This window comes from Salipiger aestuarii, from assembly GCF_003259905.1.
GTDB lineage: Bacteria > Pseudomonadota > Alphaproteobacteria > Rhodobacterales > Rhodobacteraceae > Salipiger > Salipiger aestuarii.
Window position 1 is genome coordinate 1 of record NZ_QLMG01000040.1, and the last position, 17,879, is coordinate 17,879.

Here is a 17,879-nt window from a genome sequence, read left to right on the forward strand (position 1 = left end):
TCCCGAACAACGAAGAGACCGGCAGCGGGACCCTGGGGTGGGGCGCATGACGCGCGCCGTTGCGCCCTCGCCATCCTTGACCGTGGCGTCGTCCCGATTGTTCCTGTCCGCAGGAACGGTCGGCCATAAAGAGTAGAACCCGGCCGCTTGGAGCAGGGCCGAAAACGATCGGGCCGTCTGCAAGCCCGGCTCAGGATCCCGCCCCCAACGCCCGGATCGCGGCGAAACTGCGCGGCGTCGCGGCCTTTGCCGAGCGCATCGCCGCAACGGACCGCGACCGCCAAACCGGCGAAATCCACATCCCCATCGCACTCATGACCCGCTTCAATGTCCTCGGCACCGCCGAAATCGTCCGCCTGGAATGACGTCGGCGGGAAAAGGCGACGTCACGCCTCAGCGAGACCCCCGGCCATCACCAGCGTTTCGGTGCGGCCGCGAATGATCTGCCAATAGTCCCGAGGGGGGTGTAGAGAAACGAATGAAAGTCGATGCCGAAGACATGCGGCATGATCGCCTGCGCTCGGCCCGTGGAATAACTGCCGATCGACGCGACACAGCCGCCGCTGCCGTCAAGAAAGCGGCGTACCCGGCTTTGGGTGTGATGAAACAGCGCTGCCGAACGCCACCCGCAGCCCCCCAGCCATCGCCTCGTTGCGATGCTCGCCACGAATGCGGGCGATCTCGGCGGCGGCGGTGTCCAGCGCCTCGTCCCCGGGGCAGCGCGACGAACTCCTCGCAGCCCTGCCCGCCGCGCCCGCGGCTTTCCAGCCGGTCGCGCCGGATCGTCCGCTGCGCCACCCGCAAATGCTGACGCTCGGCCCGCCACGACCCCGGGGATGCGCCTGGGCGACGGGTCCGGCACAAACCGCGCGGTGCCGACGACGCGCCGCCCGCCAGATCAACGTCAAACGCGCCCCGGTAGCTGGTTGTGACCCGCCGGTGACCGGTTGCGCCATTCGCACTCTTCCGCGAGACAAGGGGCCCGTCTTCATCTTGCCAATTAAACTCCGGGGGGAGCCGCAGGCGGGGGGGGCAGCGCCCCCTCGGCCCACCCCGCCGGCTCAGGTCTCGGCCTTTTTCTCCCAGCGGCCCGACGCTTCGGACCAGTATTGCGCCGCGCACCCGGCGCCTGCCAGAGCCTTCCACTGGCCTCGCGCATGGTCCACAGCCTGCGGGTCCTGACCGTCAAACAGGATACAGACGCGTTCCAGCCGCTTGGTTTCGTCGGCGGACACCGGTGCGCCATCGACCGACATCAGGCAGGACGTCCCGTTCGTCAGCCCCTCGGCCACCGTCAGCAGCACTGGTTGCAGCGCATCATGCGCCCCCCCCGCCAGCCCGTGCGGCAAGAACCCGTCGTCCGCCCCCAGCCAGAGCTTTTGATCCAGCCATTCCATGCGCTGCGGATCGACCCCACGCACCGTGACGCGCCAGCCCGCAGCCAGCGATTTTTCCAACAACGCCGGCAGCGCCGCTTCCAGCGGGCGATGGGTGAGGTGATAGAAATAAGCCGCGCCCACCGGATCAGCCCCCGCTCCCGCTGCGTGCGGGTCCGCTCATGTCTCGGCCGGCGTGACGTTGTCGACTTCGGGCGCGGTTTCGAACCGGTCACGCACCAGCCGGTCCAGCGCCAGAACGCCCCAGCCCGTGGCACCCTTGGGCGACAGATCGCTGGCAGATTTGCGCGAGGCGACCCCCGCGATGTCCAGATGCACCCAAGGCATGTCCTCGCGCACGAAGCGGCGCAGGAACTGCGCGGCGGTGATCGACCCCGCCGGACGACCGAATGAATTCTTGATATCGGCGATGGCGGAATCCATCAGCGCGTCATAGGCCTTGCCCATGGGCATCCGCCAGGCGCCTTCGCCTTCGATCCCGGCGGCGCGCAGAAATCCGTTTGCCAGCCCGTCATCGTTGGCAAAGACGGCGGCGTTCTCGTGCCCCAGCGCGACGATGCAGGCGCCCGTCAGGGTTGCCAGATCGACCATCGCCGCCGGGGCCAGATGTTCCTGTGCGTACCACAGCACATCGGCCAGCACGAGCCGGCCTTCGGCGTCGGTGTTGATGACCTCGATGGTGTCGCCCTTCATCGAACGCACCACATCGCCGGGGCGCACCGCCGTGCCGGATGGCATGTTTTCCACGATGCCGACCACGCCGACCACATGCGCGCGCGCGCCGCGCAGCGCCAGCGCCTTCATCACGCCCGCGACCGTGCCCGCGCCGCCCATGTCCATGGTCATGTCTTCCATGCCTGCCGCGGGCTTTAGCGAAATGCCGCCGGTGTCGAACACCACGCCCTTGCCGATCAGCGCCAGCGGCGCCGCATCCGATCCGCGCCAGCGCATCACCACCACCTTGGTGGGCGAGGCCGAGCCCTGCCCGACCGCCAGCAGCGCGCCCATGCCCAGCTCGGCCAGGCGGTCCTCTTCCAGCACCTCGACCTCGACCCCGATGTCGCGCAGCGCTTCGAGCCGGGTCGCGAATTCGCTGGTGCCGAGCACATTGGACGGCGCATTCACCAGATCGCGAGTGAACACGACTCCCTCGGCCACCGACAGCAGCGGCAGCGTGGCGGCGCGGGCCTCTTCGGGGCGCGCGCACAACACCGTCGCAGCCGCCGGCGGCGTGCCCTTGTCGGTCTTGTGATCGGTGAAGGCATAGCCGCGCAGCACCAGACCCAGCGCGATCTGCGGCAGGCGCCCCTGCGCGTCGCCCACCAGCGTGATGGCCTCTGACCCGGCGGCGACGGCCAGTGCCGCGCCGGCCTTGCGCGCCTCGATGACCTCGGGGCGGCGGTCGACCATGACCACGTCCACCGCCGAGGCCGCCATGCCCGACGGGTAACCCAGGCTGGTCACACTGCCCGATGTCCCCTTGGCCCAGGCGTCGGATCCGGTCAGGCGGGCCAGCGCGCCGCGGGTCAGACGGTTGATCCGCCGCGCCCCCTTGCCCAACTGGCCGGCGGCGTTGACAAAGACCGCCACGCGGCCCTCGACCCCCGCCAGCCCGTCAAGATCCGGTTCGGCAAAGCTGATCTGGCGCATGTGGGTCATCATCGTCTCCTGTCGTTGTTGCGACAATTGGTAGAGCCAGCGGCGGCCATTGACCAGAGCCTGCTTTTCCATCAGGAACCAAACCGCTAGGGTGGCGCGGACGCGGACGACACGAAGGGACAACAGGGCGTGCAGAGATTCGACAGATATATGCTGTCGCAGCTCATGGTTGTCTTTGGATTCTTTGCCCTCGTCCTTGTGATGGTCTATTGGGTGAACGCATCCGTCAGCCTGTTCGACGAGCTCATCACCGATGGCCATTCGGCGGGGATCTTTCTGGAATTCACGTTGCTCAGCCTGCCTGCGGTGATTGCGCTGGTGATGCCGATGGCCGCCTTCGGCGCCGCCGTCTACGTCACCAACCGCATGGCCGGTGAATCGGAAATGACCGTGCTCAAGGCGGCGGGCCTGTCGCCGTGGCGGCTGGCGCGGCCGGTACTGGTCTTCGGCGTGCTGGTCGCGGTGATGGCATCGGTGCTGGCGCATGTGCTGGTGCCCGCCTCCGCCGGAAAGCTGCGGTTGCGCGAATCCGAGATTTCGGTGTCGGTCTCGGCCCGGCTGCTGCATGAGGGCACGTTCCTGCACCCGGCGCGTGGGGTGACGTTTTACATCCGCGAGATCACGGCAAACGGCGAGCTGCTTGATGTCTACCTGTCCGACCGCCGGTCGGTCGGGCGGGTGTTTACCTATACCGCCGAAAACGCCTATGTGCTGCGCGACGACGCGGGCACGCGGCTGACCATGCGCACCGGCATGGCCCAGGATCTGCGGCTGGCGGATGACACCCTGTCGATCACCAATTTCAACGATCTGACCTATGACATCTCCGCGCTTGTCGCACCCGACGGCGTGCCGGGACGCAAGGCGCGCGCCATATCGACGCGGGAGTTGCTGACCGACACCGACGCGGTCGCACAAGAGTTGAACGACCGCCCCGGCCAGATCCTGCAAGAGGCGCACGGCCGCTTCGAACAGGCGTTGTTGTGCGTCGTCGCCGCGCTGATCGGTTATGCCGCGCTGATGTCTGCGTCATTCTCGCGCTTTGGCGCGACGCGGCAGATCGTCGGGGCGATTTTCCTGCTGGTGCTGGTCAAGCTGGTGGAAAGCACGGTAAACACGCCGGTGCGCAACTCTGCCGCGCTGTGGCCGCTGGTCTACCTGCCGAGCCTGGTGGGGCTGGGCATCGCCGCCGCGCTGCTGGCGCGCGCCTCGCGCAACTTTCGCCCCGCCTGCCGTCCGTCCGAGGCCCCCGCATGATCCTGCACCGCTACTTTGCCCGTCGGTTCCTTTGGATGTTTCTGGCCATCCTCGGGGTGTTTTCGCTGTTCCTGGGGCTGCTGGATCTGGTCGAGCAGCTGCGCCGCTTCGGCAACAGCGCCAGTTTCGGCCAGACCGCCTGGGTGACGGTGCTGAAACTGCCCGAGGGCATCTATGAAATCCTGCCGCTGGTGATGATCCTGGCCACCGCCGCGCTGTTCCTGATGCTGGCGCGCAGCTCGGAGCTGGTGGTGGTGCGCGCCGCCGGGCGGTCCGGCCTCGTGGCGCTTGGCGGGCCGGTTGCGGTGGCGCTGATCATCTCGGGGCTGACCGTGGCGATCATGAATCCGCTGGTCGCGGCAACGTCGAAACGGGCCAGCGACCTGACCGAAAACTATGAAAGCAACGGCGCCTCGGTGATCTCGTTCGGGCGCGAAGGCCTGTGGCTGCGCCAGGGCGGCGAGAGCGGTCAGGTGGTGATTCACGCCGACCGGGCCAACCCCGACGCGACCGTTCTGTATGACACCAGCTTTCTGGCCTATGCGCCCGACGCGGGCCCCGACCGGCGCATCACCGCCGCCGAGGCGCGGCTGGACAGCGGCGCATGGGTGCTGACGGATGCCAAGCAATGGACGCTGCGCGCGGGCGGAAACCCCGAAGACAGCGCAGAGCGCCACGCCGAACTGCGCCTGCCCTCGCCCCTGACGCAGGATGACATCCGCGACCGGTTCGGCCAGCCCTCGGCCATCGCCATCTGGGATCTGCCCGCCTATATTGCCTCGCTCGAAGAGGCCGGCTTTTCCGCCCGCCGCCACATCGTGTGGTTCCAGATGGAACTGGCGCGCCCGGTGTTTCTGGTGGCGATGGTGCTGGTTGCCGCCGGGTTCACCATGCGCCCGGCCCGGCTGGGGCGTACGGGCTTGTATGTGCTGGGCGCGGTGCTGCTGGGCTTTGGCCTGTACTATGTGCGCAACTTCGCGCAAATCATGGGTGAGAACGGACAGTTGCCCCCCGTTCTTGCCGCCTGGATACCCCCGGTCGCCTCGCTTCTGCTGGCGCTCGGCCTTGTCTTGCAAATGGAGGACGGATGAAACACAGGGTCCTCCCGCTTGTGCTTGCGGCGCTGCTTGGCGCGCCGCTGTATGCCCAGACCACCACGCTGTCCGCCAACGCCGATGGCGCGGGCACCGAGCCGGCGCTGCTGATCGCCGACAGCGTGTTCGTGCAAAGCGGCTCGCGGCTGGTCGCGACCGGCAATGTCGAGGCGCTTCAGGATGGGCTGCGGATGGTGGCCCACAGTATCGTGTTCGACCAGGACAGCGGCACGCTGACCATCGAAGGCCCGATCCGCATCACCGATTCCAGCGGCAACCTGCTGCTGGCCGATGCTGCCGAGCTTGACCAGGATTTCCGCAACGGGCTGCTCAGAGGCGCGCGCATGGTGATGGACGACCAGCTTCAGCTCGCCGCCATCGACGCGCAGCGGGTCGAGGGCCGCTATACGCAGCTGAACCGCGTCGCCGTCACCTCGTGCCAGGTCTGCGGGGCTGGCGAAGTGCCGCTGTGGCAGATCCGCGCCGACCGGGTGATCCACGACGAAGACGAAAAGCAGCTGTGGTTCGAAGGCGCGCAACTGCGGGTGCTGGACGTGCCGGTGTTCTGGTGGCCGCAACTGCGCCTGCCCGACCCGACGCTGAAACGCGCACGCGGCTTTCTGACCCCGACCTTCCGGTCGACCACCTTGCTGGGCACGGGCATCCGCCTGCCCTATTTCATTCCCATCGGCGACCATCAGGACATCACGCTGACGCCCTATCTGGCGTCGGAAACCCGCACCCTGGAGGTGATCTACCGGCGTGCCTTTGTCGATGGCGCGATCGAGGTCAACGGCGCGGTGTCCCAGGATACCCTGCTGGAGGACAAGACCCGCGGCTATCTGTTCGCCGAGGGCCAGTTCGGCCTTGGCGGCGGCTTCGAGCTGGCATTCGAACTGCAATCGGTGTCCGACGATTCCTATTTCAACGCCTATGACTACGGCGACAGCGACGAGCAGCTTACCAGCGAGATACGCGTCAGCCGCTACCGGCGCGACGGCTATATCGACACGGGACTGACCTATTACGAATCGCTGCTGGCGGCCGAAGACGACGACAAGGAACCGTCGGTCATCGTCGACAGCGCGTGGCAAAAGCGGATCTTTCCGGGGCGGATCGGCGGCCAGTTGACCCTTGGACTGGAAAGCCACGGCCATTACCGGCGCAGCAACGACGACACCGATGGCAATGACGACGACAGCATCGTCGACGGGCGCGACATGACCCGCCTCAGCGCCGAGGCCCACTGGGAACGGCGCTGGACGCTGTTGGCGGGCGTCCGGGCCGGGATCGACACATACCTTTGGGCCGATCGGTACAATGTCTATGACGATGCGACATCGGATTCCGCCGCCTCTGTGCTGACCCCGGCGGCGTCGGTCGAACTGCGCTGGCCCCTGGTGCGGCGCGCGGCCCTTGGCGGGCGTACGCTGCTGGAACCGGTCGTGATGTCGGGTTGGGTCGGGGCGGAGCGCCCGAACATTCCCAACGACGAAAGCACCCGCGTGGAATTTGACGAGGCGAACCTGCTGTCGCTGTCGCGTTTCGCGGCGGCCGACCGGCGCGAGCGGGGCCGCACGACGGCCGCTGGCCTGCGCTGGCTGCACGAGGCCCCGGCGGGCTGGGCCACGCGGATGACCTTCGGGCGGGTCTGGCGGCAGGACGACGATTCCGACCTCAGCCTGTCGAGCGGGCTGAACGGCACCACGTCGGACTGGCTCATTTCGGGCGGGTTCCTCAACCCCCAGGGGCTGTCGATCTCGATTCGCGGCCTGCTGGACCAGGGCTCCACCTTTGACAAGGCCGAGGCGCGTGCCGCCTGGTACAACGATCGTACCGACATTTCCGCAACCTACCTGATGCTGGTCGAAGATCCCGACGAGGATCGCGATGAAAGCCAGGCGGAATTGACGCTGGATGGCGCGTATCGGGTCAGCCGCCACTGGACGACATCGGCCGAATGGCGCTACGACCTTGCGGACCGGCGGGTTGACCGAAGCGGCGTGGGGCTGCAATACCGCAATGAATGCGTCCAGGTGGACCTGACCATACTGCGTGAGTTCGCGTCCTCGACCAACCTCGAGCCGTCAACCGATTTTGGCCTTTCGGTCGCGCTGACAGGGTTTGGCACCGCGGGCAGCGACAAGGAGTATCGACGCACATGCAACTGACCTCTGCACGACTGTTCCGGTCTGTCGCGCTTTGCGCGGCACTGGCACTGACCGCCGGCAGCATTCCCGCCCCGGCGCGGGCGCAAAACCTTTTCGCCCCGGTGATCACCGTCGATGACTCTGTGGTTACCGCTTACGAGCTTGGCCAGCGCGCGCGGATGCTGGCGCTTCTGAACTCGCCCGGAGATACCCGGAAGCTTGCGCGCGACCAGCTGATTGACGACCGCTTGCGGATGCAGGCCGCACGCGCCGCCGGGATCACCCCGACCGAACAGGATCTGCTGGACGGCATGGAAGAATTCGCCGGACGCGCCAACATGACAAGCGAACAGTTCATCGCGGCGCTGGACGGCAGCGGTGTCTCCGAGCAGACGTTTCGCGATTTCGTCATGGCCGGGCTGTCGTGGCGGATGCTGGTTCAGTCCCGGTTCGGCCCGGACAGCGCGATCTCGCCGGGCGAAATCGACCGCGCGCTTGCGGGCGCGGGCGGGCAGTCCAACGTCCGGGTGCTGCTGTCGGAACTGATCATGCCGGCCCCCCCGGCCGAGATACAGGCCGTGCGCGCCCGCGCCGAACGCATCGCGCAAATGACATCCACCGCCGAATTTTCCGCTGCGGCGCGACAGTATTCCGCGACCTCCACCCGCGACAATGGCGGGCGCCTGCCCTGGCGTGCGCTGAACGATCTGCCCCCGCAGCTGCGCCCGATCCTGCTGGCGCTCGCACCCGGCGAGGTCACCGCGCCCATCCCGCTGCAAGGGGCCGTCGCCCTGTTCCAGCTGCGCGACATCGAGGAAACCGGCTATCAGCCCCCCGAGATCGCCGCCGTGGAATATGCCGCCTATTACATGGCCGGGGGACGCTCGGCCGAAACACTTGCCAGGGCGCGTGTGCTGGCGGGCAAGCTGGATCGGTGCGACGATCTGTACGGCGTCGCCAGGGGCCAGCCCGCCGAGGTGCTGGAACGCGTGACCCTGCCGCCTTCGGATCTGCCGACGGATATCGCCTATGAACTGTCAAAGCTGGACGCGGGCGAAGTGTCTACCGCGCTGACCCGGTCGAACGGGCAGACGCTGATGGTGCTGATGCTGTGCGGGCGCACCGCCGCCGTGGCCGAAAATGCCGAGCGTTCGGATGTCGCGATGGGGCTGCGCAACCAGCGTCTTTCGGCGCTGTCGGACAGGTATCTTGCGCAGCTGCGTGCCAACGCCCGCATCACCGGGGAATGACCGCCGCCGGCCCCGCCCCCGTCGCCCTGAGCTGCGGCGAGCCTTCGGGCATCGGGCCCGAGCTGGCCGAGGCGGCCTGGGCGGCGCTTGGCACGGCGTTGCCCTTTGTCTGGATCGGCGCGCCGGCGCATCTGCCGGGCGGTGTGCCCCATGTGATCGTCAGCGATCCGTCGCAGGCGGCTGAGGCCGCGCGACATGGGCTTGCGGTGCTCGCCATCGACATTCCCGGCCCGAGGGTGCCGGGCACGCCGCAGCCCGCACAGGCGGCGGGCGTGATCGACAGCATCGCGCGCGGTGTGGCGCTGGTGCAGGACGGCGCGTGCAGCGCGCTGTGCACTCTGCCGATTTCCAAGCAGGCGCTGGCCGAAGGCGCGGGTTTTGCCTATCCCGGCCACACCGAATACCTGTGCGCGCTGGCTGGCGTCGACGAGGTGGTGATGATGCTCGCCAGCGACGAGCTGCGCGTGGTGCCTGCAACCATCCACATCGCTCTTGCGGATGTGCCTGCCGCGCTGACAGCCCGGTTGCTGGAAAAGCGCCTGCGCATCACCCGCGCGGCCCTTGTCGCGCAATTCGGCATCACCGCCCCGCGCATCGCCGTGGCGGGGCTGAACCCCCACGCGGGCGAAGGCGGACGGATGGGGCGCGAAGAGCTGACCCTCATCATTCCGGTGCTCGACCGGCTGCGCGCCGAAGGGTTCGACCTGATCGGCCCGCTGCCCGCCGACACCATGTTTCACGCGCGCGCCCGCGCCGGATACGACGCGGCGGTCTGCATGTACCACGATCAGGCACTTATCCCGATCAAGACGCTGGCGTTTGACAAGGGCGTAAACGTGACTCTGGGGATGCCCTTCGTGCGGACCTCGCCCGATCACGGCACCGCGTTCGGAATCGCGGGGCAAGGCATTGCCGACCCGTCATCGACCATCGAGGCGCTCAAACTGGCACGCCGCCTTGCCGGTGGCGCGGCATGAGCGCCATCGACGGGCTGCCGCCCCTGCGCGAGGTGATCGCCACGCACGAGCTGTCGGCGAAGAAATCGCTGGGGCAGAACTTTCTGCTCGACCTGAACCTGACGGCCAAGATCGCGCGGCAGGCTGGAGACCTGTCGGGGATGGATGTGCTGGAAATCGGCCCCGGACCGGGCGGGCTGACACGCGGGTTGCTGGCCGAAGGCGCGCGCAGGGTTCTGGCCATCGAAAAGGATGCGCGCTGCCTGCCCGCACTGGCCGAGATCGCCGCCGTCTATCCGGGGCGGCTGGAGGTGATCGAGGGCGATGCCTTGCAGATCGACCCCCTGGCGCATCTGACGCCGCCCATCGCGATCTGCGCCAACCTGCCCTACAACGTCGGCACCGAACTGCTGGTGCGCTGGCTGACGCCCGATGCCTGGCCGCCGTTCTGGCAAACGCTGACGCTGATGTTTCAGCGCGAAGTGGCGGAACGGATCGTCGCCGTTCCGGGGAGCAAGGCCTATGGCCGGCTTGCGGTGCTGGCCCAGTGGCGGACCGAGGCGCGCATCGTGCTAAGCCTGCCGCCAGGCGCGTTCACGCCCCCGCCCAAGGTCGCCTCGGCCGTGGTGCATCTGCGCGCCCTTCCCGAACCGCGGTTTCCGGCGGATCGCAAGGTGTTGGAGCGGGTGGTGGCGGCAGCCTTCAATCAGCGGCGCAAGATGATGCGCGCCGCGCTCAAGGGGCTGGCGCCAGACATCGAGAATCATCTGCACGCCGCCGGCATTCTGCCCACCGAGCGCGCGGAACAGGTTTCGCTGGAACAGTTCTGCGCTTTGGCGCGCGGCTTGGCCTAGACGCGGACCTGTCCGCATTGGTTTTGCGCGGACGATCCGGTGAAACGCAGAACGCCACGCGCAAGGGCGTGGCGTTCGAGACAGACGTGATCGTCCTGGTCTACTCGGCGGCGTCGGAAGCCGGCGTGTCCCCCTTGGGATCGGCGGGCGCGGACTCGGTCGCGCCCGAATCGCTTTCGGCCTTGGGCTTTCTGGGCTCGGGCTTCTTGCGGGGACGGCGCGGTTTCTTGGGTTTTTCCTCTGCCGGAGCCGGAGCGGGCGTTTCGCGATTTTCAGGTGTTTCCACCAGACCGCTGTCGCTGTTGTCACCCATGTCGATCACGTCAGGCTGCGGCGCGCCTTCAGCGACCGGCTCGGCGGGCTGCTGCCGGGCTTGATCGGGCCGTGGCTGGGCGGTCTGGGGCTGGGCGGTCTGGGGCTGGTCACCGTGACCCTGATCGCCCTGGCCCTGGTTGCCCTGCCCTTGGTTGTTTTGGCCCGAATTGTTCTGGGGCTGATCGGAATCACCACGATCGTCGCGATCGGACCGCTGGTTGTCGCGCTGGTCAGAGCGGTCCTTGTCGCGTTGCGCCTGACGTTCGCGGTTCTCGCGTTCCTGATGTTCGCGGCGCTGATCCGCGTCGCGCTGTGCCTCGGAGAGCATGCGCATGTAATGCTCAGCGTGCTGCTGAAAGTTCTCGGCGGCGACGCGGTCATTGCTCAGCCCAGCGTCGCGGGCGAGCTGGTTGTACTTGTCGATGATCTGCTGCGGCGTACCGCGCACCTTGCCTTCGGGGCCGCTGCTGTCGAACACACGGTTGACGACATTGCCCAGCGAACTGCGGTTGCGGTTATTCTTCGACCGCGAGCGGGATTTCGAGGATCGCATTGTGTTTTGCTATCAGCCTTATGTCTGACTGTCCCTGTGACCTTGCAGCGCCAAAAGCGCCTGTCTGTGCCGAGTCACAACCATTTGGGGTTGACGTTGCGCGGGACCGCCAGCGTGGCATCCACCGCTGCAACATCTTCTAGGTATCTATCTCTGCTCTTCAAAACAAGGGAAAATCTTGATGTTTCGTGCCAATTCCGGCGAAAAGCCGCAAAGCGCCCTGTTCACGGGGGCGCCAGCCGCCCTGCAACGACGCGATCACGGCCGTCCAGATCCACCAGAACGGCGATATCGCACAGCCCTGCGCCGGCGAACAACGCCGTGACGGCGCCACCCTGCTCCGGGCCGATTTCGACCAGCACACGCCCGCCGGCGACAAGATGTCGCGGCGCGCCGGCGGCGATGGCGCGATAGGCCGCGAGCCCGTCGCCTTCATCGGTCAGGGCCATGCGGGGTTCGTGATCGCGCACCTCGGGCGCAAGGTCGGGCATTTCGCGCGCGGCGATATAGGGCGGGTTCGACACGATCAGATCGAACAGCGTCTGCGCGGGGGGCAAAGCGTCATACCAGCTGCCACCCGCCAGCGCGGCGCGCGTTTCAAGGCGCAGCGCGTTGCGATTCCAGAACGCGACGTCCAGCGCCCGGGGCGACAGATCCGTGCCAAGGCCCGTGGCGCGTTCGGATTCGGCAAGCAGGGTCAGAAGGATACAGCCCGACCCGGTGCCAAGGTCCAGCACGTTGGCGAACGGCGCGGACAGCGCCGCCTCGATCAGCATTTCGGTTTCGGGGCGCGGGTCGAGCACATCCGCGTTGACGAGAAAATCGCGCCCATAAAACTGTCGCCGCCCGATAAGGTGCGACACCGGTTCGCGCGCCGCGCGCCGCGCGATCAGCGTCTCAAAGCCGGCGGCCCGATCAGGCGCAACGGGTCCGGGCAGGAACAGCGTCAGCCGCCCCGCCGGAACATTCAACGCATGCGCCAGCAGGCGCCGCGCGTCGCGGCCCGCATCCGGGATTCCCGCCTGCGTCAGACGCCGTGTCGCGGCGGCAAGCAAGCCCGCGCCGGTCACGCCCCCATCTCGGCCAGCTGGGCCGCCTGCGCATCGGCGGTCAGCGCATCCGCGATTTCGTCGATGTCGCCGCCAAGGATCTGGTCGAGCCGATACAGGGTCAGACCGATTCGATGGTCGGTCATCCGCCCTTGCGGGAAATTGTAGGTGCGGATGCGTTCGGACCTGTCGCCACTGCCGACCTGCGCCTTGCGATCCGACGCGCGCGCATCGGCCGCCGACTTGCGCTGCGCATCGAACAGCCGGGCGCGCAGCACGTTCATTGCGATCTCGCGGTTGCGGTGCTGCGATTTTTCCGAGCTGGTCACCACGATTCCGCTCGGAATATGAGTGATGCGCACGGCGGAATCGGTGGTGTTGACGTGCTGCCCGCCAGCGCCGGAACTGCGCATGGTGTCGATGCGGATATCGCCGGGAGCGATGTCGATGTCTACCGCCTCGGCCTCGGGCAGAACGGCAACGGTGGCGGCAGAGGTATGTATGCGCCCACCCGATTCGGTTTCGGGCACGCGCTGCACGCGGTGCACGCCGGATTCGTACTTGAGACGAGCGAAAACGCTGTCGCCCTCGATCCGCACCACCAGCTCCTTGATCCCGCCAAGTTCGGTCTGCTGTTCTTCGATCACCTCCCAGCGCCAGCCACGCGTCTCGGCGTAACGCTGGTACATGCGGGCCAGATCGGCGGCGAACAGCGCCGCCTCTTCGCCCCCGGTACCGGGTCGGATTTCCAGGATAGCCGGGCGGGCGTCAGCGGCATCGTGCGGCAAAAGCGCCAGTTGCAGCGCCTTTTCCGCCTCGGGCAGACGCGCCTTGAGCACGGCAAGCTCTTCTTCGGCCAGCGTCTTCATTTCCGGATCGTCGAGCATGGCGCGCGCATCCGCAAGGTTGTCCTGAAGGCGCATCCAGTCGGTGATCTGATCCACCACGGGCCGCAGTTCGGAATATTCGCGCCCAAGGGCCGCAATATCGCCGGACCCGTCGGCCATGCGGGCCTCGAGATATTCAAAACGTTCAAGAATTTGCCGAAGGCGGTCTGCGGGGATCATGGCGCCCTCTTTTCCCCATCCCCCGGCCCCGGTCAAGGGTGCCCGTGTCTGGCCCCGTGTCTGGCCCCGTGTCTGGCCCCGTGTCTGGCCCCGTGTCTGGCCCCGTACCTAGTCTGTCGGGCCAAGCCGTTCCAGCCAGCCCGACACCCGGGCCCGGTTCACGCCCTGATCGGACTGGCCAAACCGCAGTCGCGCGTAGATTTCGACCGAATCGCCTTCAAGCTGCACGGTGGTATAGTCGGGAAACCCCATCCACAACGACCGCGTGACATAGGTCACCCGCCCCTCGTCGGGGCTGCCGGCAAGCACTTCGGTGCGCGGGGTTTCGAGGATGATCCGATGCAGCGCCTGCATCAGCGGCGCGCCGCCCGCGACCCGCCGCCGAACACCGCCCGCAAGATCCTGATCGGCGGTGACCTTTGGGTCCACATGCCACACATCGGGGTCGGACGGCCCCAGCCTGATCCAGGCAAGGCCCCCGATCACGACAAGTACGATAAGCCAGAAGACCATCCGCACAGGCAAGTTTCCTTTTGCTGGAAGGGGTACGCCCCCTGTTCACACGATTCCAGTGGGCGGGAAAAGGCCGCCGCGCTCACATCCGCGACATATTGCCGACATCGCCCTGGCGCGGTGCGCGCCGGGTCCAGCCCCAAAGGCACAGCAGTTCGGTCGCCACATGCGCCGCCGCGATGGCAGTCGCGCCCGTGGTGTCGAACGGCGGAGACACCTCGACCACGTCGCCGCCCTTGAGGTTGATTCCCGCAAGGCCGCGCAGCATCACCGCCGCCTGGTGGCTGGTCAGCCCGCCCCAGACCGGCGTGCCCGTGCCCGGCGCGAATGCCGGATCGAGCGCGTCGATGTCAAAGGTAAGATACACGGGATGGCGCTCGACGATGTCGCGGATCCGCGCGGAAATGGTCTCGGGGCCCTCGCGGTGCACCTCGCGCGCATCCAGAATGTGAAAGCCCAAGGTGTCGGGGTTGTCGGTGCGGATGCCCACCTGAACCGACCGCGACGGATCGACGTAGCCCAGCTTAACCGCCTTGTACATGAAGGTGCCGTGGTCGATCCGGCTGAAATCATCGTCCGCCCAGGTGTCGGTGTGAGCATCGAACTGGACAACCGACAGCGGCCCGTATTTTTCGGCATGAGCCTTGAGGATCGGCAGGGTGATCGAATGATCGCCGCCAAGGGTCAGCACCGCCGCCCCCGCGTTCAGAATGCCGGAAATGTGGGCTTCAAGCGTGTCGGGAAAGGCCGGTACGTTGGCGTAATCGAATGCAAGATCGCCGTAATCCGCAATGGCAAATTCGCCAAGCACGTCATAACCCCAGCCATAGGGCGCATCGCAAGGTTGCAGCAGCGACGCCTCGCGGATCGCGCGCGGTCCGAGCCGGGTGCCCGTGCGGTTGGTCACCGCCTGATCGAAGGGCACCCCGGTGACGGCCACATCCACGCCGTGCAGGTTCTTGGTATATTTGCGCCGCAGGAACGAAACCGCGCCGCCGAACACGTTCTCAAAGCTGGACCCTTTCAGGTCTTCGCGGGTGAACGCGTGGTCGATCTGTGTCTTGGCATCTTCAAGCGCCATGTCAGCCTCATATTTCAAGCATTTGGAAAGTCAGAACTTTTCAGTATTTCGGCGTCAATCTTTCGGGCAATGTAGCGCGCACCGCCAGACGCCATGCTGTCGGAACGGGTCATCCTGCTTTCGACAATCATGCCCGCGTCGCCGTCGCGCTCTTCGGAAGGTTGAAGTATCGGTGCAGCCTGACCCGATAAGGTACTTTTTATGCGCAGGTATTTTGCAGCGGACCGCATCTTGGCAAGGCCGCGGTCATAACCCCGGACAGGTACAGCCCCCGGCACGGTCGAGGCATGGTCCAGATCATCCATCGACAGCGCAGCCATGTCGCAGCGCAGCCCCATGGCCCGCGCCGGCACGCGTTCTTCGGCGATCGCGACGATGCCGGACTTCGTGATGCCTTGCTGAGTCTGACCGACACCGAATGTCTTCGACATTTCAGCCACAAAAGCGGCGGTCCTGAAACGGTCAAACGGCCGCCCGGGGAACTCTTGCAGCGGTTCGGGCTGCGCTACGACAGGCGGGATGGCGGGCATTGGGTCTCCTTTCGGCGGCGCGTTGACACCAGAGTTTTCGCAAAACGGTCAGGCCCGCAAGGGGTGGCGCATCTCGATCAGCCGGGCAAAGAAGCTTGCGCCAATCGGTGCGGCCTCATCGTTGAAATCGAATTTGGGATGGTGGCAGAACGGCCCAAGCCCCTGGCCAAGATACAGAAACGCCCCTGGGCGCGATTCCAGAAGATACGAGAAATCCTCGGCGCCCATCGACGGTGGCGCATCGTCGACCACCGACGCAGACACCCCGCGCGCGATGGTGACGGCAAATTCGGTCTGATCCGCGTGGTTGACCGTCGGCGGGTAGTTGCGCTGGTAGTCCAGATGCGCCGTCAGCCCGTAGCTCATGGCCTGACCCGCGACGATTTCACGGATGCGGCGTTCAGCCATGTCGCGAATATCGGGATCGAAGCTGCGCACCGTGCCCGCAAGCCGCGCGGTTTCGGGAATGACATTGCTGGCCGATCCGGTCTGAATCACCGTCAGCGACACCACAAGCGATCCAAGCGGATCGCTGTTGCGTGACACGATCGTCTGCAACGCCTGCCCGATGCCCAAGGCGGCGGGCACCGGGTCGATGCAGGTATCGGGATGGGCCGCATGGCCGCCGCGTCCGGTCAGCACCAGTTCGAAATCGTCCACCGCCGCCATCAGCGGGCCAGGGCGCGTTGCGAATTCGCCAAGCGGGCGGGTCGGATCGGTGTGCAGGGCATAGACCTCCTGAATGCCGAACCGTTCCATGATGCCTTCTTCGACCATGATACGCCCGCCCCCGATGGTTTCCTCGGCGGGCTGAAAGATCAGCGCCACCCTGCCAGAGAAATTGCGCGTTTCGGACAGGTATTTCGCCGCTCCCAGCAGCATGGCGGTGTGCCCGTCATGGCCGCAGGCGTGCATCTTGCCCGGCACGGTCGAACGATACGGCGCGCCGGTGTCCTCGGCGACCGGCAGCGCGTCCATGTCGGCGCGCAACCCCGTGACCGGGCCGTCGCCCTGCCCGTCGATCAGCGCGACGACGCCGCTTGTCGCGATCCCCTCGTGAATGTCGCAAATGCCGAATTCGCGCAGTCTGGCCACAACGAACCGCGCCGTTTCATGGCAATCGAGACTTAGTTCGGGGTGCCGGTGCAGATGCCTGCGCCAGGTCTTCATGTCTTCGGCGTAATCGGCGATGCGGTTGACAATGGGCATGGGTGGACTCCGGGGCGCGACTGTCGCAGGACGGAAGCCAATACCGAAACGCGGGGGAAGTCCATGAGCGACGATCTGATCCACGACCCAAAGGGCGGCATGCCGCGACTGCGCGAAATCATGCGACGGCTGCGCGACCCCCAAACCGGCTGTCCCTGGGATCTGGAACAGGATTTTGCGTCCATCGCGCCCTACACCATCGAAGAGGCCTACGAGGTCGCCGATGCCATCGACCGGCACGCCTGGGACGAGCTGAAGGGCGAACTGGGCGATCTGCTGTTCCAGTCGGTGTTTCACGCGCAGATCGCGTCCGAACGGGGTCTGTTCGATTTCGACGACATCGCCGACACCATGTCCGACAAGATGGTCGCGCGGCATCCGCATGTGTTTGGCGACGATTCCAACGCCAAGAGCGCCGCGCAGCAGACCGCCGACTGGGAAACCATCAAGGCGGCCGAGCGCGCATCGAAGGCGCAACAGGGCGTGCTGGACGGCGTCGCGATGGGGTTGCCGGCGCTGATGCGCGCGGTCAAGCTGCAAAAACGCGCCGCACGGGTGGGGTTCGACTGGCCGTCCACCGACGAGGTGATCGACAAGATCGTCGAAGAGGCGCAAGAGCTGCGCGAGGCCACCGACCCCGACCATATCGCGGAAGAATTCGGCGACCTGCTGTTCGTGATGGCCAATCTCGCGCGTCACATGAACATCGACCCCGAGGCCGCGCTGCGCGGAGCCAATGCCAAATTCTCTCGCCGTTTCGCACAGATAGAGGCCGCTCTTGCCGCCGAGGGGCGCGCACCCAAGGACAGTTCCCTGCAGGAAATGGATGCGTTGTGGGAAGCCGCCAAACTGCGTGAAAAGCTCAAAAATCGCTGAAGCGTCATCGCAACCGATTGACCTGATCGTTTTTGTCGGGTTTTATGGCGCCAAGATTTTCAGCAGACC

At 66.4% G+C, this 17,879-nt stretch carries 16 protein-coding genes and 1 pseudogene; 8 read left to right on the forward strand and 9 right to left on the reverse strand.

The window, feature by feature from the left end:
* Positions 1 to 245 precede the first annotated feature (245 nt).
* Positions 246 to 365, forward strand: a pseudogene (locus tag ATI53_RS24470) (IS5/IS1182 family transposase); the annotation flags it as partial.
* A gap of 696 nt (positions 366 to 1,061) precedes the next feature.
* Here the strand turns inward: ATI53_RS24470 and ATI53_RS17145 are convergent.
* Both ATI53_RS17145 and ATI53_RS17150 read right to left on the reverse strand, forming a co-directional pair.
* Positions 1,062 to 1,520 (reverse strand): DNA polymerase III subunit chi, encoded by a 459-nt coding sequence (locus tag ATI53_RS17145; RefSeq protein ID WP_111550955.1) that lies wholly within the window; start codon positions 1,518 to 1,520, stop codon positions 1,062 to 1,064.
* Positions 1,521 to 1,556: 36 nt separating this feature from the next.
* Entirely contained in the window at positions 1,557 to 3,056 is a 1,500-nt protein-coding gene (locus ATI53_RS17150; protein WP_170134605.1) for a leucyl aminopeptidase, read from the reverse strand.
* A 150-nt stretch (positions 3,057 to 3,206) separates the two neighbouring features.
* Between ATI53_RS17150 and lptF the strand changes: the two genes are divergently transcribed.
* Genes lptF through rsmA form a run of 6 tightly spaced genes read left to right on the forward strand, consistent with a single transcriptional unit; the run spans position 3,207 to position 10,617 of the window.
* The gene (lptF, locus tag ATI53_RS17155) at positions 3,207 to 4,313 is read left to right on the forward strand and encodes an LPS export ABC transporter permease LptF (RefSeq protein WP_111550957.1); all 1,107 of its coding nucleotides are present in this window, start codon (positions 3,207 to 3,209) and stop codon (positions 4,311 to 4,313) included.
* Positions 4,310 to 5,404, forward strand: a complete 1,095-nt coding sequence (gene lptG / locus ATI53_RS17160) for an LPS export ABC transporter permease LptG (RefSeq protein WP_009502559.1) — start codon at positions 4,310 to 4,312, stop codon at positions 5,402 to 5,404. The genes lptF and lptG overlap by 4 nt, the downstream gene beginning before the upstream one ends.
* Positions 5,401 to 7,578 carry an LPS-assembly protein LptD gene (locus ATI53_RS17165; RefSeq protein WP_111550958.1) on the forward strand — a complete coding sequence of 726 codons (2,178 nt, stop codon included), beginning with the start codon at positions 5,401 to 5,403 and terminating at the stop codon, positions 7,576 to 7,578. Before lptG ends, ATI53_RS17165 begins: the two co-directional genes overlap by 4 nt.
* Positions 7,569 to 8,807: a peptidylprolyl isomerase gene (locus tag ATI53_RS17170; protein ID WP_111550959.1), complete on the forward strand. Its 1,239-nt coding sequence runs from the start codon at positions 7,569 to 7,571 to the stop codon at positions 8,805 to 8,807. Before ATI53_RS17165 ends, ATI53_RS17170 begins: the two co-directional genes overlap by 10 nt.
* The gene (gene pdxA, locus ATI53_RS17175; RefSeq protein ID WP_009502556.1) at positions 8,804 to 9,784 is read left to right on the forward strand and encodes a 4-hydroxythreonine-4-phosphate dehydrogenase PdxA; all 981 of its coding nucleotides are present in this window, start codon (positions 8,804 to 8,806) and stop codon (positions 9,782 to 9,784) included. The genes ATI53_RS17170 and pdxA overlap by 4 nt, the downstream gene beginning before the upstream one ends.
* Positions 9,781 to 10,617 (forward strand): 16S rRNA (adenine(1518)-N(6)/adenine(1519)-N(6))-dimethyltransferase RsmA, encoded by an 837-nt coding sequence (gene rsmA, locus ATI53_RS17180; RefSeq protein ID WP_009502555.1) that lies wholly within the window; start codon positions 9,781 to 9,783, stop codon positions 10,615 to 10,617. The genes pdxA and rsmA overlap by 4 nt, the downstream gene beginning before the upstream one ends.
* A gap of 100 nt (positions 10,618 to 10,717) precedes the next feature.
* On the opposite strand, the gene ATI53_RS17185 is transcribed toward rsmA, so the two are convergent.
* From ATI53_RS17185 to ATI53_RS17215, 7 genes are all read right to left on the reverse strand, one after another.
* On the reverse strand, positions 10,718 to 11,485 hold the full coding sequence (locus ATI53_RS17185; RefSeq protein ID WP_111550960.1) for a DUF4167 domain-containing protein: 768 nt from the start codon (positions 11,483 to 11,485) through the stop codon (positions 10,718 to 10,720).
* Positions 11,486 to 11,709: 224 nt separating this feature from the next.
* Complete coding sequence (gene prmC, locus ATI53_RS17190) at positions 11,710 to 12,555, reverse strand: peptide chain release factor N(5)-glutamine methyltransferase (RefSeq protein WP_009502553.1); 846 nt, start codon at positions 12,553 to 12,555, stop codon at positions 11,710 to 11,712.
* The gene (prfA, locus tag ATI53_RS17195; protein WP_111550961.1) at positions 12,552 to 13,601 is read right to left on the reverse strand and encodes a peptide chain release factor 1; all 1,050 of its coding nucleotides are present in this window, start codon (positions 13,599 to 13,601) and stop codon (positions 12,552 to 12,554) included. Before prfA ends, prmC begins: the two co-directional genes overlap by 4 nt.
* Before the next feature lie 108 nt (positions 13,602 to 13,709).
* The gene (locus tag ATI53_RS17200; RefSeq protein ID WP_111550962.1) at positions 13,710 to 14,114 is read right to left on the reverse strand and encodes a DUF1499 domain-containing protein; all 405 of its coding nucleotides are present in this window, start codon (positions 14,112 to 14,114) and stop codon (positions 13,710 to 13,712) included.
* An 82-nt stretch (positions 14,115 to 14,196) separates the two neighbouring features.
* Entirely contained in the window at positions 14,197 to 15,195 is a 999-nt protein-coding gene (speB, locus tag ATI53_RS17205; RefSeq protein ID WP_111550963.1) for an agmatinase, read from the reverse strand.
* A 14-nt stretch (positions 15,196 to 15,209) separates the two neighbouring features.
* Positions 15,210 to 15,725 (reverse strand): zinc-binding metallopeptidase family protein, encoded by a 516-nt coding sequence (locus tag ATI53_RS17210; protein WP_111550964.1) that lies wholly within the window; start codon positions 15,723 to 15,725, stop codon positions 15,210 to 15,212.
* A 48-nt stretch (positions 15,726 to 15,773) separates the two neighbouring features.
* Positions 15,774 to 16,934, reverse strand: coding sequence for a M20 aminoacylase family protein (locus tag ATI53_RS17215; RefSeq protein ID WP_009502548.1), 1,161 nt, complete (start codon positions 16,932 to 16,934; stop codon positions 15,774 to 15,776).
* 63 nt (positions 16,935 to 16,997) lie between these two features.
* Here ATI53_RS17215 and mazG point away from each other — a divergent pair, with 63 nt between their 5' ends.
* A complete protein-coding gene (mazG, locus tag ATI53_RS17220) occupies positions 16,998 to 17,810 on the forward strand; it encodes a nucleoside triphosphate pyrophosphohydrolase (RefSeq protein WP_009502547.1) in 813 nt (270 codons plus the stop codon).
* Positions 17,811 to 17,879: the final 69 nt, after the last annotated feature.

Bases quoted from the DNA above. Each gene is read 5' to 3' on its own strand.
- ATI53_RS17215 (WP_009502548.1), bottom strand. From the start codon at position 16,934: ATGCCCATTGTCAACCGCATCGCCGATTACGCCGAAGACATGAAGACC.
- ATI53_RS17170 (WP_111550959.1), top strand. From the start codon at position 7,569: ATGCAACTGACCTCTGCACGACTGTTCCGGTCTGTCGCGCTTTGCGCG.
- ATI53_RS17185 (WP_111550960.1), bottom strand. From the start codon at position 11,485: ATGCGATCCTCGAAATCCCGCTCGCGGTCGAAGAATAACCGCAACCGC.
- lptG (WP_009502559.1), top strand. From the start codon at position 4,310: ATGATCCTGCACCGCTACTTTGCCCGTCGGTTCCTTTGGATGTTTCTG.
- mazG (WP_009502547.1), top strand. From the start codon at position 16,998: ATGAGCGACGATCTGATCCACGACCCAAAGGGCGGCATGCCGCGACTG.
- prfA (WP_111550961.1), bottom strand. From the start codon at position 13,601: ATGATCCCCGCAGACCGCCTTCGGCAAATTCTTGAACGTTTTGAATAT.
- ATI53_RS17210 (WP_111550964.1), bottom strand. From the start codon at position 15,725: ATGCCCGCCATCCCGCCTGTCGTAGCGCAGCCCGAACCGCTGCAAGAG.
- lptF (WP_111550957.1), top strand. From the start codon at position 3,207: ATGCTGTCGCAGCTCATGGTTGTCTTTGGATTCTTTGCCCTCGTCCTT.
- ATI53_RS17165 (WP_111550958.1), top strand. From the start codon at position 5,401: ATGAAACACAGGGTCCTCCCGCTTGTGCTTGCGGCGCTGCTTGGCGCG.
- rsmA (WP_009502555.1), top strand. From the start codon at position 9,781: ATGAGCGCCATCGACGGGCTGCCGCCCCTGCGCGAGGTGATCGCCACG.
- ATI53_RS17200 (WP_111550962.1), bottom strand. From the start codon at position 14,114: ATGGTCTTCTGGCTTATCGTACTTGTCGTGATCGGGGGCCTTGCCTGG.
- speB (WP_111550963.1), bottom strand. From the start codon at position 15,195: ATGGCGCTTGAAGATGCCAAGACACAGATCGACCACGCGTTCACCCGC.
- pdxA (WP_009502556.1), top strand. From the start codon at position 8,804: ATGACCGCCGCCGGCCCCGCCCCCGTCGCCCTGAGCTGCGGCGAGCCT.
- ATI53_RS17150 (WP_170134605.1), bottom strand. From the start codon at position 3,056: ATGACCCACATGCGCCAGATCAGCTTTGCCGAACCGGATCTTGACGGG.